Annotated in this window: 17 protein-coding genes; 10 read left to right on the plus strand and 7 right to left on the minus strand. The window is 62.4% G+C overall.

The window, feature by feature from the left end:
• The first annotated feature begins 137 nt into the window (after positions 1–137).
• Positions 138–1,418, plus strand: coding sequence for an O-acetylhomoserine aminocarboxypropyltransferase (locus LB569_RS05585; RefSeq protein ID WP_224534313.1), 1,281 nt, complete (start codon positions 138–140; stop codon positions 1,416–1,418).
• A gap of 5 nt (positions 1,419–1,423) precedes the next feature.
• Positions 1,424–1,774 carry a cupin domain-containing protein gene (locus LB569_RS05590; protein WP_224534315.1) on the plus strand — a complete coding sequence of 117 codons (351 nt, stop codon included), beginning with the start codon at positions 1,424–1,426 and terminating at the stop codon, positions 1,772–1,774.
• A gap of 33 nt (positions 1,775–1,807) precedes the next feature.
• On the opposite strand, the gene LB569_RS05595 is transcribed toward LB569_RS05590, so the two are convergent.
• Positions 1,808–3,058: a cytochrome P450 gene (locus LB569_RS05595; protein WP_224691410.1), complete on the minus strand. Its 1,251-nt coding sequence runs from the start codon at positions 3,056–3,058 to the stop codon at positions 1,808–1,810.
• 104 nt (positions 3,059–3,162) lie between these two features.
• Between LB569_RS05595 and LB569_RS05600 the strand changes: the two genes are divergently transcribed.
• Positions 3,163–4,266: an NAD(P)/FAD-dependent oxidoreductase gene (locus tag LB569_RS05600; RefSeq protein WP_224691411.1), complete on the plus strand. Its 1,104-nt coding sequence runs from the start codon at positions 3,163–3,165 to the stop codon at positions 4,264–4,266.
• Between the two features lie 2 nt (positions 4,267–4,268).
• On the opposite strand, the gene LB569_RS05605 is transcribed toward LB569_RS05600, so the two are convergent.
• Positions 4,269–4,862, minus strand: a complete 594-nt coding sequence (locus LB569_RS05605) for a hypothetical protein (RefSeq protein WP_224691412.1) — start codon at positions 4,860–4,862, stop codon at positions 4,269–4,271.
• A gap of 338 nt (positions 4,863–5,200) precedes the next feature.
• On the opposite strand from LB569_RS05605, the gene LB569_RS05610 reads away from it, so the two are divergent.
• The 4 genes from LB569_RS05610 to LB569_RS05625 all read left to right on the plus strand — a co-directional run bounded on the left by LB569_RS05610 (position 5,201) and on the right by LB569_RS05625 (position 10,553).
• A complete protein-coding gene (locus LB569_RS05610; RefSeq protein ID WP_140706817.1) occupies positions 5,201–5,830 on the plus strand; it encodes an ATP-dependent Clp protease proteolytic subunit in 630 nt (209 codons plus the stop codon).
• A 295-nt stretch (positions 5,831–6,125) separates the two neighbouring features.
• Positions 6,126–7,400 (plus strand): ATP-dependent Clp protease ATP-binding subunit ClpX, encoded by a 1,275-nt coding sequence (gene clpX, locus LB569_RS05615; protein ID WP_023759839.1) that lies wholly within the window; start codon positions 6,126–6,128, stop codon positions 7,398–7,400.
• Positions 7,401–7,672: 272 nt separating this feature from the next.
• On the plus strand, positions 7,673–10,084 hold the full coding sequence (gene lon / locus LB569_RS05620) for an endopeptidase La (protein WP_140706815.1): 2,412 nt from the start codon (positions 7,673–7,675) through the stop codon (positions 10,082–10,084).
• 196 nt (positions 10,085–10,280) lie between these two features.
• Positions 10,281–10,553 carry an HU family DNA-binding protein gene (locus LB569_RS05625; RefSeq protein WP_015318196.1) on the plus strand — a complete coding sequence of 91 codons (273 nt, stop codon included), beginning with the start codon at positions 10,281–10,283 and terminating at the stop codon, positions 10,551–10,553.
• 82 nt (positions 10,554–10,635) lie between these two features.
• Here the strand turns inward: LB569_RS05625 and LB569_RS05630 are convergent, their stop codons facing one another.
• The gene (locus LB569_RS05630) at positions 10,636–11,658 is read right to left on the minus strand and encodes an aldo/keto reductase (RefSeq protein ID WP_224534324.1); all 1,023 of its coding nucleotides are present in this window, start codon (positions 11,656–11,658) and stop codon (positions 10,636–10,638) included.
• A gap of 211 nt (positions 11,659–11,869) precedes the next feature.
• Here LB569_RS05630 and LB569_RS05635 point away from each other — a divergent pair, with 211 nt between their 5' ends.
• Entirely contained in the window at positions 11,870–12,415 is a 546-nt protein-coding gene (locus tag LB569_RS05635; RefSeq protein WP_263494290.1) for an SIS domain-containing protein, read from the plus strand.
• A gap of 3 nt (positions 12,416–12,418) precedes the next feature.
• Positions 12,419–13,162 carry a creatininase family protein gene (locus LB569_RS05640; protein ID WP_224691515.1) on the plus strand — a complete coding sequence of 248 codons (744 nt, stop codon included), beginning with the start codon at positions 12,419–12,421 and terminating at the stop codon, positions 13,160–13,162.
• Here the strand turns inward: LB569_RS05640 and LB569_RS05645 are convergent.
• The 4 genes from LB569_RS05645 to LB569_RS05660 all read right to left on the minus strand — a co-directional run bounded on the left by LB569_RS05645 (position 13,128) and on the right by LB569_RS05660 (position 18,100).
• Positions 13,128–13,859, minus strand: a complete 732-nt coding sequence (locus LB569_RS05645; protein WP_224691414.1) for a flavodoxin family protein — start codon at positions 13,857–13,859, stop codon at positions 13,128–13,130. The genes LB569_RS05640 and LB569_RS05645 overlap by 35 nt on opposite strands.
• A gap of 439 nt (positions 13,860–14,298) precedes the next feature.
• On the minus strand, positions 14,299–15,216 hold the full coding sequence (locus tag LB569_RS05650; protein WP_140706807.1) for a carbohydrate ABC transporter permease: 918 nt from the start codon (positions 15,214–15,216) through the stop codon (positions 14,299–14,301).
• 6 nt (positions 15,217–15,222) lie between these two features.
• Complete coding sequence (locus LB569_RS05655) at positions 15,223–16,344, minus strand: carbohydrate ABC transporter permease (protein ID WP_224691415.1); 1,122 nt, start codon at positions 16,342–16,344, stop codon at positions 15,223–15,225.
• An 88-nt stretch (positions 16,345–16,432) separates the two neighbouring features.
• Entirely contained in the window at positions 16,433–18,100 is a 1,668-nt protein-coding gene (locus LB569_RS05660; RefSeq protein ID WP_140706803.1) for an ABC transporter substrate-binding protein, read from the minus strand.
• Between the two features lie 276 nt (positions 18,101–18,376).
• On the opposite strand from LB569_RS05660, the gene LB569_RS05665 reads away from it, so the two are divergent.
• Positions 18,377–19,426 carry an ABC transporter ATP-binding protein gene (locus tag LB569_RS05665; RefSeq protein WP_140706801.1) on the plus strand — a complete coding sequence of 350 codons (1,050 nt, stop codon included), beginning with the start codon at positions 18,377–18,379 and terminating at the stop codon, positions 19,424–19,426.
• Positions 19,427–19,447: the final 21 nt, after the last annotated feature.

A 19,447-nucleotide genomic window follows, 5' to 3' on the forward strand; every position in this document is an offset into this window, starting at 1 on the left:
ATTATTCCGCACAATGCCGCATTATCCTGCGGTGCGATCGAAGGATCGGCGCCGAAAGGTATTTTCTCCTTTGCATTCGAGGCCGCGCTTCGCCAAGAATGCCCAGCGAATTTTGAAGGTTATCGAGGGAGGTTTCAGTGACCCATACGCCCGGTTTCAACACACTCGCCGTCCATGCCGGCGCCAAGCCCGATCCGGCCACCGGCGCGCGCGCCACGCCGATCTACCAGACGACCTCCTTCGTCTTCGATGACGCAGATCATGCCGCCTCGCTGTTCGGGCTGAAGGCGTTCGGCAACATCTACACCCGCATCATGAACCCGACCCAGGCCGTGCTCGAAGAGCGCGTCGCCGCACTCGAGGGCGGCACGGCTGCGTTGGCGGTTGCCTCCGGCCATGCCGCGCAGGTCATCGTCTTCCACAATCTGATGCAGCCCGGCGACAATTTCGTTGCCGCCACCAGGCTCTATGGCGGGTCGATCAACCAGTTCGGCCATGCCTTCAAGAATTATGGGTGGGAGGTGCGCTGGGCCGACACCAATGACATCTCGACCTTCGAGAGCCAGATCGACGACAGGACCAAGGCGATCTTCATCGAGAGCCTGGCCAATCCGGGCGGCACCTTCGTCGATATCGAGAAGATCGGCGATATCGCGCGCAAGCACGGCCTGCCGCTGATCGTCGACAATACCCTGGCCTCGCCTTACTTGATCCGGCCGATCGAGCATGGCGCCGACATCGTCGTCCATTCGCTGACCAAGTTCATCGGCGGCCACGGCAATTCGATCGGCGGCGTCATTGTCGACGGCGGCACCTTCGACTGGTCGAAGTCGGGCAAATACCCGATGCTGTCGGAACCGCGCCCCGAATATGGCGGCCTCGTCCTGCACGAAACCTTCGGCAATTTCGCTTTCGCCATCGCCGCGCGCGTGCTCGGCCTGCGCGACCTCGGCCCGGCGATCTCGCCGTTCAACGCCTTCCTCATCCTGACCGGCCTCGAGACCTTGCCGCTGCGCATGCAGCGCCATTGCGACAATGCGATCACGGTTGCCGGCTGGCTATCCAATCACCCCAAGGTCGCCTGGGTGAATTATCCCGGCCTGCCCGGCGACAAGAACAATGCCTTGCAGAAGAAATACTCGCCGCTGGGCGCCGGCGCCGTGTTCACCTTCGGCCTCAAGGGCGGCTACGAGGCCGGCGTCAAATTCGTCGAGGCGCTCGAACTCTTCTCGCATCTGGCCAATGTCGGCGACACCAAGTCGCTGGTCATCCATCCAGCCTCGACCACGCACCGCCAACTGTCCGACGAGCAGAAGGTCAAGGCCGGCGCCGGCCCGGACACGGTTCGGCTGTCCATTGGCATCGAGGATGTCACCGACATCGTCGCCGATCTCGAACAGGCACTCGCCAAGGTCTGATTGCCATGGCTGAGCCCAAATTCCTTGCCGTCGGCGTCGACACTGTCGACGCCGAACATGGCGCGCCCGCGCCGGATCGCCTGATCTCGGGCGATCCGAAATTCCGCACCTGGAACGTCGAGGAGCGCGACGGCGGCCTTTATGCCGGCATCTGGGAAGCGACCCCCGGCAAATGGCGCATCGTCTATGACGAATGGGAATTCTGCCACATTCTCTCGGGCGTCTCGGTGATTGCCGAAGATGGCGGCGAAGCCCGCACCGTGCGGGCCGGCGACAGTTTCGTGCTGCGGCCGGGCTTCAAGGGAAGCTGGGAAGTGCTTGAAACGACTCGCAAGGAGTACGTGATCAAGCTCTGATCATTTCGCCGCGCAGCCCAGGCCCGCTATCGTTCAGAAACCGACGGCGAGCGTTTCCAGCCCATGGAAGTGGTAAGTGTCGCGGAAGCGCGGCTGTTCGGCAAGATGCAGCTTCGGGTGCCGCTCGAACAAGGTCTTCAGCGAAACCTGCAGTTCAAGCCGCGCGAGCGGCGCGCCAATGCAGAAATGGATGCCGGCGCCGAACGACACATTCTTCTGGTCGGCCCGCTCCGGCCGGAAGGCCCGCGGCTCGGCAAAGACGCGCGGATCATGATTGGCCATGCCAAGCAGAAGTCCGATCGTCTGGCCGGGCTGGACGACGATGCCGGGCGCGATTTCGGTTTCCTGATAGGCGTAGCGCATGAACATGTGCAGCGGCGCGTCGAAGCGCAAGCATTCCTCGACCGTCGCCGCTGTCGCCTCCGCCGAGGTGAAGAAGCGGCGCGAGTCGCCGCCTTGCGTCAGGATCGAGCGCACCGCATTGCCAGTCTGGTGCACGGTCGCTTCATGGCCGGCATTGAGCAGCAGGATGGCCGAGGAAACCAGTTCGTCCTCGGACAGTTTCTGGCCGTTTTCCTGGGCTGAGATCAGCAGCGACAGCAGGTCATCGCCCGGGTTCTTGCGGCGCTCCGCGACGTAGCCGCGCAGAAAGTCGGAAAATTCCCCCGCCGCGCGGTTGGCCGTCTCCTCGGTTTCGCGTGTACGGCCATGGATGTACATGGCGACCATGCGATGCGACCAGTCGAGCAGTTGCGGACCCATCTCGACCGGCACGCCGAGCATTTCGGCGATGATGGTGATCGGCAAGGGGGAGGCGAAGGCCGGCAGCAGGTCAACGGCCTTGCCTGGTTCGAAACGGTCGATCAGTTCGTTTGCGAGCGCTTCGACGCGCGGCCGCAACCGTTCAACCTGACGCGAAACGAAGGCACGGTTGACCAGCGTTCTCAGGCGCGTGTGCACCGGCGGCTCCAGTTCCAGCATCGAATTGGCCTCGATGCCGTCGAATGCCTTGAGATGGCTTCGGTCCTGCCCGATGCCGCGGCTGTCGGGAACACCAGCCGGGTTCTGGCGGCCGAAGCGGCGGTCGCGCAGCAGCCGGTTGACATCGTCGAAGCCGCCAAAGCACCAGAAGCCGAACTCTTCCCAGAAAAACGCATTCGACGCCTCATGCAGGGCGCCGTAGGCCTCGTAAGGGTTCAGGAAGAAAGCCGGTTCACGCGGATCGAGCCTGAGGCGGAGAGTGGCTGGATCAAAGGCCAGGTAGGAGAGCGTCGATTTGGTCATGCCAGACCCATAGCGCGGCTTGCCAGCCTCATTCCAGACCGTATGTTGGCGCCCGGCTGCCTGATGGTTGAGCCAGCCGATGCGGCTGCAAAAGGTCTGAACGGATGAATGTGATCGTTGTTGGCGCGGGGATCGCCGGTCTCTCCACGGCGTGGTCGCTGGTCAAGGCGGGCCACGCCGTGTCGATAGTCGAGCAGGGGCCGATCCCCAATCCGCTAGCGGCCTCGGGCGACCATCACCGCATCATCCGCCGCGCCTACCGTGCGGGAACCGGCTATGGGCGGCTGATCACCGAAGCCTATCAGGCCTGGGATGAGATGTGGGCCGATCTCGGTGAGAACCACCTCGATCCCAGGGGATTCGTCTGCGTTTCGCGCGAACCCGGCGACGAGGCCGAGGAATACCGCGAGGGTCTGGAAGAGGGGAATTTCCCTTTCGAATTGCTGGAACCGGACGCGGCCGTCGAACGCTGGCCGTTCCTTGAGGCCGGCTCGTTCCGCTACGCCTATTTTTCGCCGGAAGGTGGCGCACTGCATTGCCGCAGAATAGCGGCAGGGCTGGCCAACTGGCTGCGCGCCAACGGCGCCAATGTCTACGAGCACAGCAAGGTGACGGAAATCGACGCCGAGGCCGGCCATATCGTGCTGGAAAGTGGCGAGACGATGCAGGCCGACCGCATCGTCGTCGCCGCCGGCGCCTGGGTGCTGAAGCTTTTTCCGGAATTGGGCGGCGACCTGAAGACCTACCGTACGGCACTCGCTTATGTCGAACCGCCGGCCGACCTCAAGGCGGCCTGGGAGACCGCGCCCATCATCCTGGATGTCGGCGGCAAGACCGACGGCTACATGATCCCGCTCAGCCGTGGCGCCGGCATGAAGTTTGGCTCGGGCCTCCACAAGGTGCCGACCAGCGATGCCGACTGGAACCGCGAGCCGGTGCCCGGCGAGGGCGAGGCGATCCGCAACCTGTTTTCGCCTCCGATCGCCCGCATCGAGCAGTACAAGGTCACCGAAGTGGTCACCTGCGCCTACACTTTTACCGATGACGAGAAATTCCTGGCGCATGAGACTGGCAAGTGCCTGGTCGTCTCGGCCTGTTCTGGCCATGGCTACAAGTTCGGCGCGGCGGTCGGGCGTCGCGTTGCGAAAGCTGTCGGTGACGGCGACGTGACCGGCCTCAAAGCCTGGCTGCGGGCCGAAATGGCGTAAGCCTAATCCTGGCAGTGCCTTGGAATATGCACGCGCCGCCAGCTGGATGTGCCTTCGCGCACCAGCACGTGCCGTTGGACGGTCTGGTAGGAGGCGGGAACATCGATGATCCGCCTTTGCTCGGGCCGCACCAGCACCTCCTCGGCGATGCTGTCATATTGCGCCGGAATGACGACGCGTCGCGTGCGTTCCGGCTGGATCACCACTGTCTCGGCGACGCGTTCGTAGCGCGCCTTGTGCCAGACCTTGCACAGCACGCGGCGGCCATGGATAACGCGCCATTCCCAGGAATAGCCGCCGCCGTCGACCCTGACGGTGTGGTAGACGGTTCGCGTGATCGCCGGCACCACTTCATATCGAACCTGTGCCGGGACGGTCATCACAACGCGCTCGCGCGTGCCGTAGATCGGCGGGTCATAGTCGACGACCTGCTGGCCGGGTGGGCTGACCATGACGTCCTCGTAGACCGTGTCGTAGACATCGGGTGTGCGGACGGGCTCGTAGCATTCGACGGCGCGGCCACCGGCCGCCGTCTGCGAAATCGAGCCGAGCACGGCCAGCCCGGCAATGGTGAAGCGTGCGGTTTTCCCTGACATGGCACTCCCCGTGTTGAACGGTGCGATGACGGTTCAACGTTGGATTGTAGGAGAAGCTGCCCCGGGGGAAAGCGGTTTCCGCGTATTTCGTAAGTGACGCGGTTAAGAAATTGCTACGCAATGGTCCCCGGACATGCCGCTTCGGGAGGCGAAGGCATCGGCCGACGCGAATCCCTGGCCGTAAAGCTTGATTCGACTTACCCAGATGGCTAGGACGGGTCGGCCTTGCACAAGGATGAGCCGGCATCCTATTTACATCTTGACGATCCAGAACCGATTCTGCCCGAGCTGCCAGCCTGTCCGGCGCCGGACTCCCACCGCGAGACAAGAGATATCTGATGAAGAACCCCGTCGAAACCTACATGAACCTCGTTCCGATGGTGGTCGAACAGACCAATCGCGGCGAGCGGGCCTACGACATTTTCTCGCGCCTCCTCAAGGAGCGCATCATTTTCATCACCGGTCCGGTCGAGGACGGCATGGCGACGCTGGTCTGCGCGCAGCTTCTGTTCCTCGAAGCCGAGAATCCGAAGAAGGAAATCAACCTCTACATCAATTCGCCGGGTGGCGTCGTTACCTCGGGCATGGCCATCTACGACACCATGCAGTTCATCAAGCCGGCCGTGTCGACGCTGTGCATCGGTCAGGCGGCCTCGATGGGCTCGCTGCTTCTGACCGCCGGCCACAAGGATATGCGCTTCGCCACGCCGAACGCCCGCATCATGGTTCACCAGCCGTCCGGCGGCTTTCAGGGCCAGGCGTCCGACATCGAGCGCCACGCCATGGATATCGTCAAGCTGAAGCGCCGTCTCAACGAGGTCTACGTCAAGCACACGGGCAAGACCTACGAGGAGATTGAAAAGACGCTCGACCGCGACCATTTCATGACCGCCGACGAGGCCAAGGATTTCGGCCTGATCGACAAGGTCATTTCGTCGCGCGAGCCGGTCGAAGGGGCCGTGGCATAAGGGCTTGTTGGCAGTTGGATGGCACCATCACACGCTTTTGGCGCCTCTTGCGGCATTTCGGCCACAATTGGCTGTTCCCTCGGGGGTCAGGATTGCCTACGTTAAGGCTATGTTGATTTTCGACGGCTTAGCTTTGCGTGGGGAAGCTGCGAATCATTGCCACGTTTTCTGATTTGTGTTTCGTACGGAATACGTTGCGGGAGCCGGGATACTGGCGGCGGCGGATTCCCGCGATAAATAGAGTATGCGCCCTTTCAGCCAGACCATCGGCGGGCGGCCATGAAAGGACATGAAAATGAGCAAGGTCGGCAACAACAGCGGTGATTCCAAGAACACGCTTTATTGCTCGTTTTGCGGCAAGAGCCAGCACGAGGTGCGCAAGCTGATCGCCGGTCCGACGGTCTTCATCTGCGACGAGTGCGTCGAACTCTGCATGGACATCATCCGCGAGGAGAACAAGACCTCGATGGTGAAGTCGCGCGAGGGCGTGCCGACACCGCAGGAGATCCTCAAGGTTCTCGACGACTATGTCATCGGCCAGCCCTACGCCAAGCGCGTGCTGTCGGTGGCCGTCCACAACCACTACAAGCGCCTGGCGCATGCCGGCAAGAACAACGATGTCGAGTTGGCCAAGTCCAACATCCTGCTGATCGGCCCGACCGGCTGCGGCAAGACGCTGCTGGCGCAGACTCTGGCCCGCATCATCGACGTGCCCTTCACCATGGCCGATGCCACGACCCTGACCGAAGCCGGTTATGTCGGCGAGGACGTCGAGAACATCATCCTGAAGCTCCTGCAGTCGGCCGACTACAATGTCGAGCGCGCCCAGCGCGGCATCGTCTACATCGACGAGATCGACAAGATTTCGCGCAAGTCCGACAATCCGTCCATCACCCGCGACGTGTCGGGCGAGGGCGTGCAGCAGGCGCTGTTGAAGATCATGGAAGGCACCGTTGCCTCCGTGCCGCCGCAGGGCGGCCGCAAGCACCCGCAGCAGGAGTTCCTGCAGGTCGATACCGCCAACATCCTGTTCATCTGCGGCGGCGCTTTCGCCGGACTGGACAAGATCATCTCGGATCGCGGCAGGAAGACCTCGATCGGGTTTGGCGCCATCGTCGCGTCGCCGGAGGATCGCCGCACGGGTGACGTTTTCCGCCTGGTCGAGCCGGAGGATTTGCTGAAGTTCGGTCTCATTCCGGAGTTCGTCGGTCGTCTGCCGGTCCTGGCGACACTGGAGGACCTCGACGAGCCGGCACTGATCCAGATCCTGACCGAGCCGAAGAACGCGCTGGTCAAACAGTATCAGCGGCTGTTCGAGATGGAGAATGTCGATCTGACCTTCCACGAGAACGCGCTGTCGGCGATCGCCAAGCGCGCCATCGAGCGCAAGACTGGCGCGCGCGGCCTGCGTTCGATCATGGAAGCGATCCTGCTCGACACGATGTTCGAACTGCCCGCGCTCGAAGGCGTGCGCGAGGTGGTGATTTCGGAAGAAGTGGTGACCGGCAGCGCCCGGCCGCTCTACATCTATTCCGAACAGAAGGAAAAGAAGGGCAATGTCAGCGCCTGAGATGACACTTGGCCCTATATTTTTGTGGAACGGCGCCCTCGCGGCGCCGTTTTGCTGTGAGGAACCGGCACAGCTCGTGATGGAGTGGATTGCGGACCATGTTAACTCTTGATCTTTGGCCCGCCTGCATCCACCTAACACGAGAAGGCCGAGGTGCCCGATTTCGTGCTGTAAAACTCCCGTCACAAACGGTGGTAGGCGGAACGATCCCCGGTCGTTAATATGAGATTCGCGGTTGGCCTGATGGTGGCCGCGACATGAAAGGTTGGACAATGGCCAAAATATCCAAGGCTCCCAGCGACGGCGTCTTCGCGGTCCTCCCGCTGCGCGACATCGTGGTGTTCCCGCATATGATCGTTCCGCTCTTCGTCGGGCGTGAAAAGTCGATCAAGGCGCTGGAAGAGGTAATGGGGCAGGAAAAGCAGATCCTGCTTGCCACCCAGATGAATGCCGCCGATGACGATCCCGAGCCCGATGCGATCTTCGACATCGGCACGCTCGCCAATGTGCTGCAATTGCTGAAGCTGCCCGACGGCACCGTCAAGGTTCTGGTCGAGGGCGCCTCGCGTGCGAAAATCGTCTCCTTCACCGACCGTCCCGACTTCCACGAGGCCAAGGCCACGGCGCTGGTCGAGCCGGAAGAGGAAGAGGTCGAGGTCGAGGCTTTGGCCCGCTCGGTCGTCACCGACTTCGAGAACTACGTCAAGCTGAACAAGAAGATCTCGCCCGAAGTGGTGGGCGCCGCCAGCCAGATCGACGACTATTCCAAGCTCGCCGACACGGTTGCCTCGCACCTTGCCATCAAGATCCCCGAGAAGCAGGAGATGCTGGCCACCCTCTCCGTCAAGGAGCGGCTGGAAAAGGCGATGGGCTTCATGGAGGCCGAAATCTCCGTCCTGCAGGTGGAGAAGCGCATCCGCTCGCGCGTCAAGCGCCAGATGGAGAAGACGCAGCGCGAATACTACCTCAACGAGCAGATGAAGGCGATCCAGAAGGAACTCGGCGAGGGCGAGGACGGCCGCGACGAGGCCGCCGAGATCGAGGCGCGCATCAAGAAGACAAAGCTCTCCAAGGAAGCCCGCGAAAAGGCGGAAGCCGAGTTGAAGAAGCTCCGGACGATGTCGCCCATGTCGGCGGAATCGACCGTCGTGCGCAATTATCTCGATTGGCTGCTGTCGATCCCGTGGGGCAGGAACTCCAAGGTCAAGCAGGATCTCGCCTACGCGCAGAACGTCCTCGACACCGATCACTTCGGCCTCGACAAGGTCAAGGACCGCATCGTCGAGTACCTTGCCGTGCAAAGCCGCCAGAAGAAGCTGAAGGGGCCGATCCTGTGCCTCGTCGGCCCTCCCGGCGTCGGCAAGACCTCGCTCGGCAAGTCGATCGCCAAGGCAACCGGCCGCGAATTCATCCGCATGGCGCTCGGCGGCGTGCGTGACGAGGCCGAGATCCGTGGTCACCGGCGTACCTATATCGGCTCGATGCCCGGCAAGGTCATCCAGTCGATGAAGAAGGCCAAGAAGTCCAACCCGCTCTTCCTGCTCGACGAGATCGACAAGATGGGCCAGGACTTCCGTGGCGATCCGTCGTCGGCGCTGCTCGAGGTGCTCGACCCCGAACAGAACTCGACGTTCATGGACCATTACCTCGAGGTCGAATACGACCTGTCGAGCGTGATGTTCGTGACGACGGCGAACACGCTGAACATCCCTGCGCCCCTGATGGACCGCATGGAGATCATCCGTATCGCCGGCTACACCGAGGACGAGAAGATCGAAATCGCCAAGCGGCACCTGATGCCGAAGGTGATCCGCGATCACGCGCTGCAGCCGAAGGAGTTTTCCGTCGGCGAGGATGCGATCCGCGCCATCATCCAGACCTACACCCGTGAAGCGGGCGTCCGGAGCCTGGAGCGCGAGCTGATGAAGCTCGGCCGCAAGGCGGTGACCGAGATCCTGAAGACGAAGAAGAAGACGGTGAGCATCACGGCGGCGAACCTCGCCGATTACCTTGGTGTCCAGCGCTACCGCTTCGGCCAGGTCGAGGCTGACGATCAGGTCGGTGTCGTTACCGGTCTTGCCTGGACGGAAGTCGGCGGCGAGCTGCTGACGGTCGAAGGCGTCATGATGCCCGGCAAGGGCCGCATGACGGTGACCGGCAATCTGCGCGACGTGATGAAGGAATCGATCTCGGCGGCGGCCTCCTATGTGCGCTCGCGTGCCATCGATTTCGGCATCGAGCCGCCGTTGTTCGACAAGCGCGACATCCACGTCCACTTGCCGGAAGGCGCGACGCCGAAGGACGGTCCGTCCGCTGGTGCGGCCATGGCCACGGCCATCGTGTCGGTGCTGACGGGCATTCCGGTCCGGGCCGATGTGGCGATGACTGGCGAGATCACGCTTCGCGGCCGCATCTTGCCGATCGGCGGCCTCAAGGAGAAGCTGCTCGCCGCACTGCGCGGCGGCATCAAGAAGGTGCTGATCCCGGAAGACAACGCCAAGGATCTGGCGGAGATACCGGACAATGTGAAGAACGGCATGGAGATCATTCCGGTCTCGCGGGTCGGTGAGGTGTTGCGCCACGCGCTGGTGCGGATGCCGGAGCCGATCGAATGGGTCGAACCGGTCAATCCGCCGGCCGCGACGGACAGCTCGGATGACGCCGGAAAGTCGCTCGCACATTAGTTTTTACTAAAGTTGCAGCGCACAAACAGAAAGCCGGGCCTCGCGCCCGGCTTTTTCATGTGAAAAACCCCGGAATTCCGGGCTTTTTCCGCTTTTTTCCTGCCTTTTCGACTTGGTTGCGGGAACGCTTCTTTCTAAAGTCCGTTTCCTGCCGGATGAGTCGTGAGTTCCGGTGTTCTCATGGAAGGGAATTTTTATGAACAAGAACGAACTGGTGTCCGCTGTCGCCGACGCCGCGAGCATTTCGAAGGGTGACGCGCAGTCGGCGGTCGATGCAGTGTTTTCTGTCATCTCCGGCGAACTGAAGAAGGGCGGCGATGTCCGGCTTGTCGGCTTTGGCAATTTCACCGTGTCAAAGCGTGCGGCCTCGACCGGCCGCAACCCCCAGACCGGCGCTGAAGTGAAGATCCCGGCACGCACCGTGCCGAAATTCTCGGCCGGCAAGGGCCTCAAGGACGCCGTCAACTAAGCGCGTTTTTTCATTTTCAAAAGACCAGGAAAGCCGGGCATGCCCGGCTTTTCTTTTGTCCAGGCGAGCCCCCGGTCGCCGGTCATGCCGTCGGCGCCTCGGCGCGCATCAGGCCTTCCTTTTTGAGATCGGCCCAAAGTGCCGCCGGCAGTTTCGCGTCGAGCAGCGACCGGTTGCTTTCGACTTCTTCAGGCCGCTGGCCGCCGGGGATCACTGAAACGACCGAGGGATGCAGCAGCGGGAATTGCAACGCCGCCTCGATCAGCCTGACCCCATGGCGCTTGCAGACGCTCTCGATGCCGGCGACCCGGTCGAGAATATCCTTGGGCGCTTCGGAATAATTGTAGTAGGCGCCAGGCTTCGGTCCCGTCGCCAGGATGCCGGAATTGTAGGGCCCGCCCAGAACGATGCCGATGCCGCGCCTCTGGCAGAGCGGCAGGAAGGATGTCAGCGCCTCCTGTTCCAGCAGCGTGTAGCGCCCCGCAAGCAGGAACAGGTCGAAATCGCCTCGCTCGGCCAGCGTCTGGGCGACCGGCCATTCATTGATGCCGCCGCCGAACGCCTTGATGACGCCCTGGTCGCGCAAGGCGAGCAGGCCGTAATAGCCCGAGCGCATGAACTCCTCGATGCGCTGATCGGACGCCTCCTTGCTGCCATGGGTGAAGATGTCGACATCGTGCACGAAAAGGATGTCGATGCGATCGACGCCGAGCCGCTCGAGCGAGGCCTCGAACGAGCGCATGACGCCGTCATAGCTGTAGTCGTAGACTTCCTTGCGCGACGGCGTGTCGAAGAACTTGCCGATGCCGGTGCGCTCTTCCGGCGGGCAGGCGCGCATAATGCGGCCGACCTTGCTCGACAGCACGTAATCGTCGCGCTTCTTGCCGCGCAGGAACGGGTTGAGGCGCGTTTCAGACAGGCCGAGCCCATAGAGCGGTGCCGTGTCGTAGTAGCGGCAGCCGGTCGCCCAGGCGGTCTCCAGCGTCGCATTGGCGTCCTCGTCGGAGACGGCGCGGTAAAGATTGCCGAGCGGCGCCGTGCCGAAACCCAGCTCCGTGAAAGTGATGCCGCCATTGCCGATGCGGTCGAAGTGCCGTGTCTTCATGTCGTGCCCGTCTGCCTTGCTGATTTGTCTGACATGACACTATCATGCCCGTGGCTTGGCAAAAGCACCGCCGAGCGTTGGACACGCTTTTTCGCGGTTGTTAGCATGAACGAAATCAAGCTGTTCCGGGGGAAAGCGTGATCGGGAATTGCCAATCATGTTCGATTGCCGGCTCGCGGGCGGGGCTGCGGTGAGCGACTCCAGTTCACGGATGTTCACGACCGCTCTCGACGAGCTTGGCGCGGTGTTGGCGCCTATCGACGGCGACCGGATCGACGCCGCCTGCGGGATGCTGGTGGGAGCCAGGCAGATCGTCGCCTATGGCTGCGGCCGCGAGGCCTTGCAGGTGAAGGGCTTCGCCATGCGGCTCTACCATCTGGGCCTGCCGGTTTCGGTCGTCGGCGACATGACCACCCCGCCCGTGGGGCAGGGCGATGTCTTCCTTGTCAGTTCCGGACCCGGCGAAACCTCGACCGTGCTCACCTTGATGCGCATCGCGCGCGAGGCGGGCGCAACCGTCCTGCTCCTGACCGCCCAGCCAGGCGGCAGCGCCGCAAGCCTGGCTGATTTGACGTTGCTGGTCCCGGCGCAGACCATGGCCGACGACCAAGGGCCGCAAAAGACGTCGGTGCTGCCGATGGGCTCGGTTTTCGAGGGAGCATTGTTCCTGCTGTTCGAGATCATGGTGCTGAAACTCAGGGACATGACCGCGGCGTCGCCGGAAGCCATGCGCGCCCGCCACACCAACATGGAATAGATGATGCGCTATGAACTGATGCTGCCGCACCAGATCCGCAAGGCGATCGCCGAGCATTGGCCGGTCGTCCTGCCGCTCGGCGTGCTGGAATACCATGGCGAGCACATGGCCGTCGGCATGGACACGCTGGCCGTCATCAAGACGCTGGAGCTGTTCGAAAAGGAGAGCGACATTGTCATCCTGCCGCCCTTCTACTATGGCGCGGCGAGCTATGCGGTGGCGCCACCCGAAGGCAGCGGCTCGGTGCAGGTCGGCGGCAATCAGCTGGCGCCGTTCGGCGAGGCGCTGTTCTACGGCCTGCTGCGCATCGGCTTTCGCAACATCCACGCCATCATCCATCACCAGACCGAGAATTTCGCCGCCGGCATGCCGACCGATCTCGCCTTCAAGACCGCCGGCCGTCAGGCGATCTTCCGTTTCCTCGAGGAGCAGCGCGGCGAGGGCTGGTGGGGTTCCCAGACCATGGCCGACTACTATGCCGGACATGCGGCAGGCGAAAATTTCTTCAACTGGGTGCAGGTGCATCCGCTGATGCCGGCGACGATGAACGGCAGGTACCCGTTCGACCACGCCGGCATTGGCGAGACATCGCTGATGCTGGCGCTATGCCCGGAAGCAGTCGATCCAACGCATTTCGCTGACAACACTGGCTGGTATACGGCCGGTGCCAAGGATGCATCGGCGAGTTTGGGCAATAAGGGTGTCGCCATGATCATGGATCACCTGCGGGAAATCCTAAAGGCCTAACCCCGGCTTTTAGGCCGCTCCGCCCGGTAGTCGGCGATGGATTTGTCAGGATCGCTTTTGGGTAACCGCTGTTCTCAGCCACGGCCTTAAGTGGGAAGAGATGTGGATCACCTGCTCCCGACCCACTGCCGGATCTCGTCAGCCAATTGCTCGAGAACGCCTGTCGTCTCGGCAGGGAGCGGGTCTGGAAACCGTTGCTCGGGATACGCGAGCGTTCCCCCCAGATGGACCGGCTGGACGCAGGGCATCTCGTGCTGTTCGAAAACTTGATCATGTTGTCCGCGCATTGGTGAACACTCGGATCGTCCGCGGGATCGGTGGCGCCGTTGACGATGACCGCTCCGAGTTTTCCTTTGAGCTGTTGTCCGTCGCGCCACAGGGGATCCAATCTGTCGAGCAAGACGACGCCCAGGGCCGGCGGCATTCCGAAGCAGGTGGGAGTGGCCATCAGGATCACGTCCGACTCTTTCATGAGTGACAGAACACGATCGATCCCGTCGCCGTGGTATCCGAGCGTTTGATAACACTGCTCGCACCCGAGGCAGTCGATACGCTCATCGGCCAGACGCACCTGTTCCACGACCTTCACCCGCCAATCTCTCTCGAGTGAGCGAAGAACCTCGCCGAGCATGCGCCCTGAATTACTGGACGCGCGTGGGCTGCAATCTATTCCAATGATGGTTGTCGCTTTGTCCATGTGGAGGATCCCTAAGTAAGGCGTGACAGCTCGATACTGAATGGCACGGGTTTGAGTATCCCCAATCATGGCTTCAAAGTCGACGATACTCGCTCTTTACCTTGGATTCCCGGATCACTCCGATGCGTGACACCAAAGCCACCTCCGAATAGACGCAGGGCAGCATGTCGTCGAACTGGCTTTGCGGATGGCCACGGCCCAGATGAAGGTAACGGTGCCGGTTATTCCCAGATGACATAGAGGGCTATTCCGAGTGCAAGGTGGTTGGCGGAAAACCCACCAGGGCCATGAGCAGGCCGCCGCAAAGCATTGCCAGCACAAAGCCGGCAATGACGGCGCGTCCCGTGCTACGCTATCTGCATGGCGCCCTTGCCGTAGCGGTCGCGGCCGACACAACCGACACGGATGTCGCGTGCGAACCAATCTGAGCCCGCCATGGCTACTTCACCGCACCCGCCGTCATGCCCATGATGAGATAGCGCTCCAGTGCAATCCCGATGACGGCAAGCGGCGCGATCGCCGCGGTGGCAAGGGCGGCCATCGACCACCAGTTGATGCCTTGCGAGCCGGTCTGGCTGGCCACCATGACGGGAATTGTCTTGGCGTCGGTCGAGGTCAAAAGGGCGGCGAAGAAATACTCGTTCCAGCACAGCACCATCGCCAGGATAAAGGCCGCGACCATGCCTGGCAGGGCGATCGGCATGACGATGCGGAAAAAGGCGCCCCAGATCGACAGGCCGTCGACAAGGGCTGCTTCCTCGAGTTCGACGGGGATGGAATTGAACTGGTCGCGCATGATCCAGATGACGATCGGCAGCACCATCAGCGTGTAGAGCAGGATCAGCCCGACGCGCGTATCGAGCAGGCCGACCTCGCGGTAGAGCACCAGGAAGGGCAGGGCCAGCACTACCGGCGGCAGAATCAGCTGCGACAGGAAGAAGAACGAGATGTCCTCGTTCTTGAACCAGGCGAAATGGTAGCGATAGCGGGTCAGGCCATAGGCGGCGAGGCTGCCGATGACGATCGCTAGGCTCGACGCCCCAACCGAGGTGATGACCGAGTTCATGAAGCGCTTGAGGAACTCGTCGCGCACCGTCGAGGTCTGGAAGATCGAGTCCGGCGACAAGCCAAGCGATCGCCAGCCTTTCCAATCCGGCTGGAAGTCGACGAACGGGATCAAGTGGCCCTGGGTGACGTCCACCGCCGTCTTGAACGACGTGGTGATGGTCCAGTAGATCGGAAACAGGCAGATGAAGGCCCAGAAGGCAAGCGCGCCATAGATGAAGACGCGGCTGGCGACGAAGCTCGCCGGCGAGCGGATCTCGGATGCGACGTAGTCGGTGGTCTGGACGCTCATCTCAACCTAATTCACATTGCGCACGAAACGGCTGGCGAACTTCAACAGCCAGGTCACGAATACCACGATGATGACGAGATAGGCCATCGCCAGCATGGTGCCGTAGCCGACATTCGAACGGTCGCGGTATTCGCGGTAGATGAAGCTCGACACCGAATCGGTGGCGCCGCCCGGACCGCCCGAGGTGACCGTGATGATGATGTCGGCAAGCTTCAGCTTGAAGATGATGCGCAGGATCACCGCCGTCACCGACACCGGCAGCATCAGCGGGAACGTGACCTGCCAGAAGGTCTGCCAGGCCGTGGCGCCATCGACACGCGCCGCCTCCAGCACCTCGCGCGACATCGCCTGCAGCCCCGCCAGCAGCATGATCATCATGAACGGAATGAAGGTCCAGGCGTCCAGCAGCATGATCGAGATGCGGGCGGTGATCGGGTTCGAGAAGAACGCCGGGTCTTCCCAGCCGAGATGCCGCGCCAGCGTCGCCGCCGGTCCAAAGCGGTATTCCATCAACGATTTGCCGATCATCCACGACACCGCGACCGGGGACAGCATCAGCGGCATCAGGAACACCACCCTGAAGAATTTGCGGGCGCGGATCTGCGCGTTGAGCAGCAGCGCCAGGCCAAAAGCGATGACATATTCGACCAGCACCGCCAGCACGTAGAGCACCATGTTGAACAGCGCGTTGTGGTAGTAGGGATCGGCGAGCATCTGCCAGAAATTGTCGAGCCCGTTGAACCTGCGCCCGCTGAAGGAGGAGAGGTTCCAGTCGGTGAGCGCGATGTAGAAGCCGAACAGCGTCGGGAAGATCACCATCGCGATGGTGAACAAAAGGGCGGGCAGCAGGAACAGCGCGCGCTGGCCGTCCTCGCCGCGGGTCAGGACCTGGCCGATGCCGATCGCCACGCCCCACAGCACATAGGCATAGACCACGGGCCGCCACGTCTCGAAGCCGATCGTGTCGACCTCGGTCTTGTAGAGGATCTGCAGCACGATCGTTGCCAACAGGCCAAGCGTGGCAAGCGCCATCAGCGCCCAGCCCAAACGCCGGCGGCGTGGCGGGATCAGATCATAGGGGGCGGCGTCTGCAGGCCACCGGGTCGCGGTCGAAGTCTGGTCAGCCACAAATCTCGCCCGTTTTGCAAAGGTCCGGGATCACCGGAACCGGTCGGATATGGTCCGGCGGGCAAGCCGCCGGACCATGGTCGATGGATCAGGCCAAGCCCAGCGAGGCCTTGTAGAGCTTGATCTGCTTGTCACGGCCGATCTGGTCGGTCAGCTTCTCCCAGGCGGCTGCGATGGCGTCGGCGCCTTCCTGCGCCTTCATCTTGCCGGCGAAAGTGTTGGCCAGGATATCCTCGGCGGCACTGTAATACTGGAAGATGCCGGGGATGCGCGGCTCGATCGCCGCGTTGGGATGGTTGTAGCTGTCGCCTTCCGACTTCAGGTACGAGGTGATGAACGCCTCGTCGTAGCCGGCCGCCACCCACTCGGGAATGTCGAAATGGGAATTGCGGTAAGGCTGGAAGCCCGACGGATACATCGCCGTCCAGATCGACAGGTCCTTGCCGCCGAGGTGGGCGGCGGCCGACCATGCCGCTTTCTTCTTCTTCTCGTCGCTATCGACGCGGGCCATGACATAGACGCCCCAGCCGAGATAGGCGCAGTTCGGCGAATAGTTCGGGCCGCTGGCGAGCTTGTCCCACTTGCCGGTCTTGGAGTTGTAGACATCGTCGGAGCCCGGCAGGATCGAGAAGCCGGTGACGTCGCCGATGACCGAGGAATCATTGGTTTTGACGTTCGAGCCGACGTCGCCCCACCAGGGGATCATCGAGCCGGTGCCGGCCAGGAATTGCTGGAAGGCGGTGGTGTTCGGGTCGGCATTGATCTGGTCGGCGGGTTCCGACGGCAGCGCGTCGATGACGTCCTGGATGGCGCGTACCCAGGCCGGATTGTTGACGCGCGGCTTCATCGTGTCGGCGTCGAACAGCCAGGCCTTGTCGTCGGGATGCTTGGCATAGGCGGTGGCGCGGCTGCCCAGGAAGTAGAAGCCGAAACCGCCCCACGGCTTGGGCGCGTCGAGATAGCCGTAGACGTCCTGGCCCTTGAACTTCTTGCCCTTCAGGAACTTGGTCACGGCCTGCACCTGCTGCCAGGTCTTCGGCACGCCCCACTCGCCCTCACCGCCGCCGTCCTTCCACTGCTTGGCGAGGTCGGCATCGGCGAACACGTCGGTGCGGTAGTTGAAGTTGTGCGTGTCGCCGTCGATGGTAACGCGGTACTGCTTGCCGTCCCAGGTGCCGACGGGCGGCTTGAGGTAGTTGACGAGATCGTCGAAGTCGATCTGTTTCTTGACCCAGTCGGGCATCTCCGACGTCAGGCCCTTGCCGCAGACGTCGCCCTCGAACGGCGCGCCCATCTCGATGATGTCGAAATCGACGGTGCCGGTGGCGATCGACTGCTGCAGGCGGGCGTTGTAGTCGGCCTGCGCCAGGTCGATCCAGCTGATCTTGGCGCCGGTATAGGTCTCCCACGGCTTCAGGAAGCCACGGAACAGCACATTGTGCAGGTTCTGGTTGTTCAGGCCCATGAAGGTGAGCTCGACGCCGGCGAATTCGCCTTCCTTGACGTTGGCCTTTGTCGCCTCGAGGCAAAGCTCGCCGACCTTCTGGAAGTCGGCGTCGGTCGGCTGGCCTTTGCCAACGCCGGGGATCTGCAGGATTTTCGAGCGCAGTTCGCTCGCGGCGGAAGCCGGGCGCGTCAGGGCGCCAAGTCCGGCACCGGAAGCGGCCGCTATCGCGGCCATCGAGGCCGCGCCCTTCAATATGTCGCGCCTTGTCGCGCCGGCACGGACCAGTTTGTCGTAAAGACCTACTCGCATGGACTATTCCTCCCAGAAAATTAGTCGTGAACCGAAGTGCCAATCGTGCCGGGCGCTGGCCTTGTCCGGAAGCGAAACCAGGACCCCAACCTGCGTCGCTTCGCGTTCCGTTTTTTCGGGTAGAGTACCGGCGTTCGGATTGGCGCTCGTCACTATTCTCACAACCAAACGCCGTGTCAACGAGGACGGGTTTTTATCTATAAGAGACCGACTTGCCCTGACCCGTCGCGTTGGTTAGCTTCTGCGCCTACGGCCAGTGGGGCTGATGGGGGAACGATGGCTCAAGTCGCGATCAGCAATGTGGCCAAGGCGTTTGGAACCGTCAAGGTTCTGCACGAAGTCAGCGTCGACATTGCCGATGGCCAGTTCGTCGTGCTTGTCGGCCCGTCCGGTTGCGGCAAGTCCACGCTGCTCCGGATGGTGGCGGGGCTGGAGACCGTCTCCGGCGGTACGATCGCCATCGGCGACCGCGTCGTCAATCATTTGCCGCCGGCGAAACGCGACATCGCCATGGTGTTCCAGAACTATGCGCTCTATCCGCACAAGACGGTCGAGCAGAACATGGCTTTTGCCCTCAAGCTGCGCAAGACGGATCCGGCCGTGGTCGCCGAGCGGGTCAAGCGCGCCGCCGACATCCTCGACCTCAGCCCCTATCTGAAGCGCTATCCGCGCCAGCTTTCCGGCGGCCAGCGTCAGCGCGTCGCCATGGGGCGCGCCATCGTGCGCAATCCGCAGGTTTTCCTGTTCGACGAGCCGCTTTCGAACCTCGACGCCAAGCTACGCGTGCAGATGCGCACCGAGATCAAGGAACTGCACCAGCGGCTGAAGACCACCACCATCTATGTCACCCACGACCAGATCGAAGCCATGACGATGGCCGACAAGATCGTCGTCATGCGCGACGGGCGCATCGAACAGGTCGGCGCGCCGCTGGAGCTTTTCGACCGGCCGGCGAACCTTTTCGTTGCCGGCTTCATCGGCTCGCCGTCGATGAACCTGCTCAAGGGCACCGCGCGCAAGGGCGGCGTCGACATTGCCGGAGCGCTGTTCCCGGCTGCTCCTGGCAACGCCGTCGAGGAGGGCCGCGCGGTGGTCTATGGCGTGCGCCCCGAACATCTCGAAATCCATCCCGATGGCGTGCCGGCGAAGATTTCGGTGGTCGAGCCGACCGGCTCGGAAACCCTGGTCTTCCTGCGGTTTGGCGACGGCGAGATGGTGGCGCTGTTTCGCGAGCGCCATGACTTCAAGCCTGGCGACACGCTGACGCTTCGCCCAAGGCTTGACCATATCCATCTGTTCGACGCCGAGACCGGCCAGCGTCTCTGATCTCCAACGCACTTCACGAGG

This window comes from Mesorhizobium sp. BH1-1-4 (assembly GCF_020165665.1).
Lineage (GTDB): Bacteria > Pseudomonadota > Alphaproteobacteria > Rhizobiales > Rhizobiaceae > Mesorhizobium.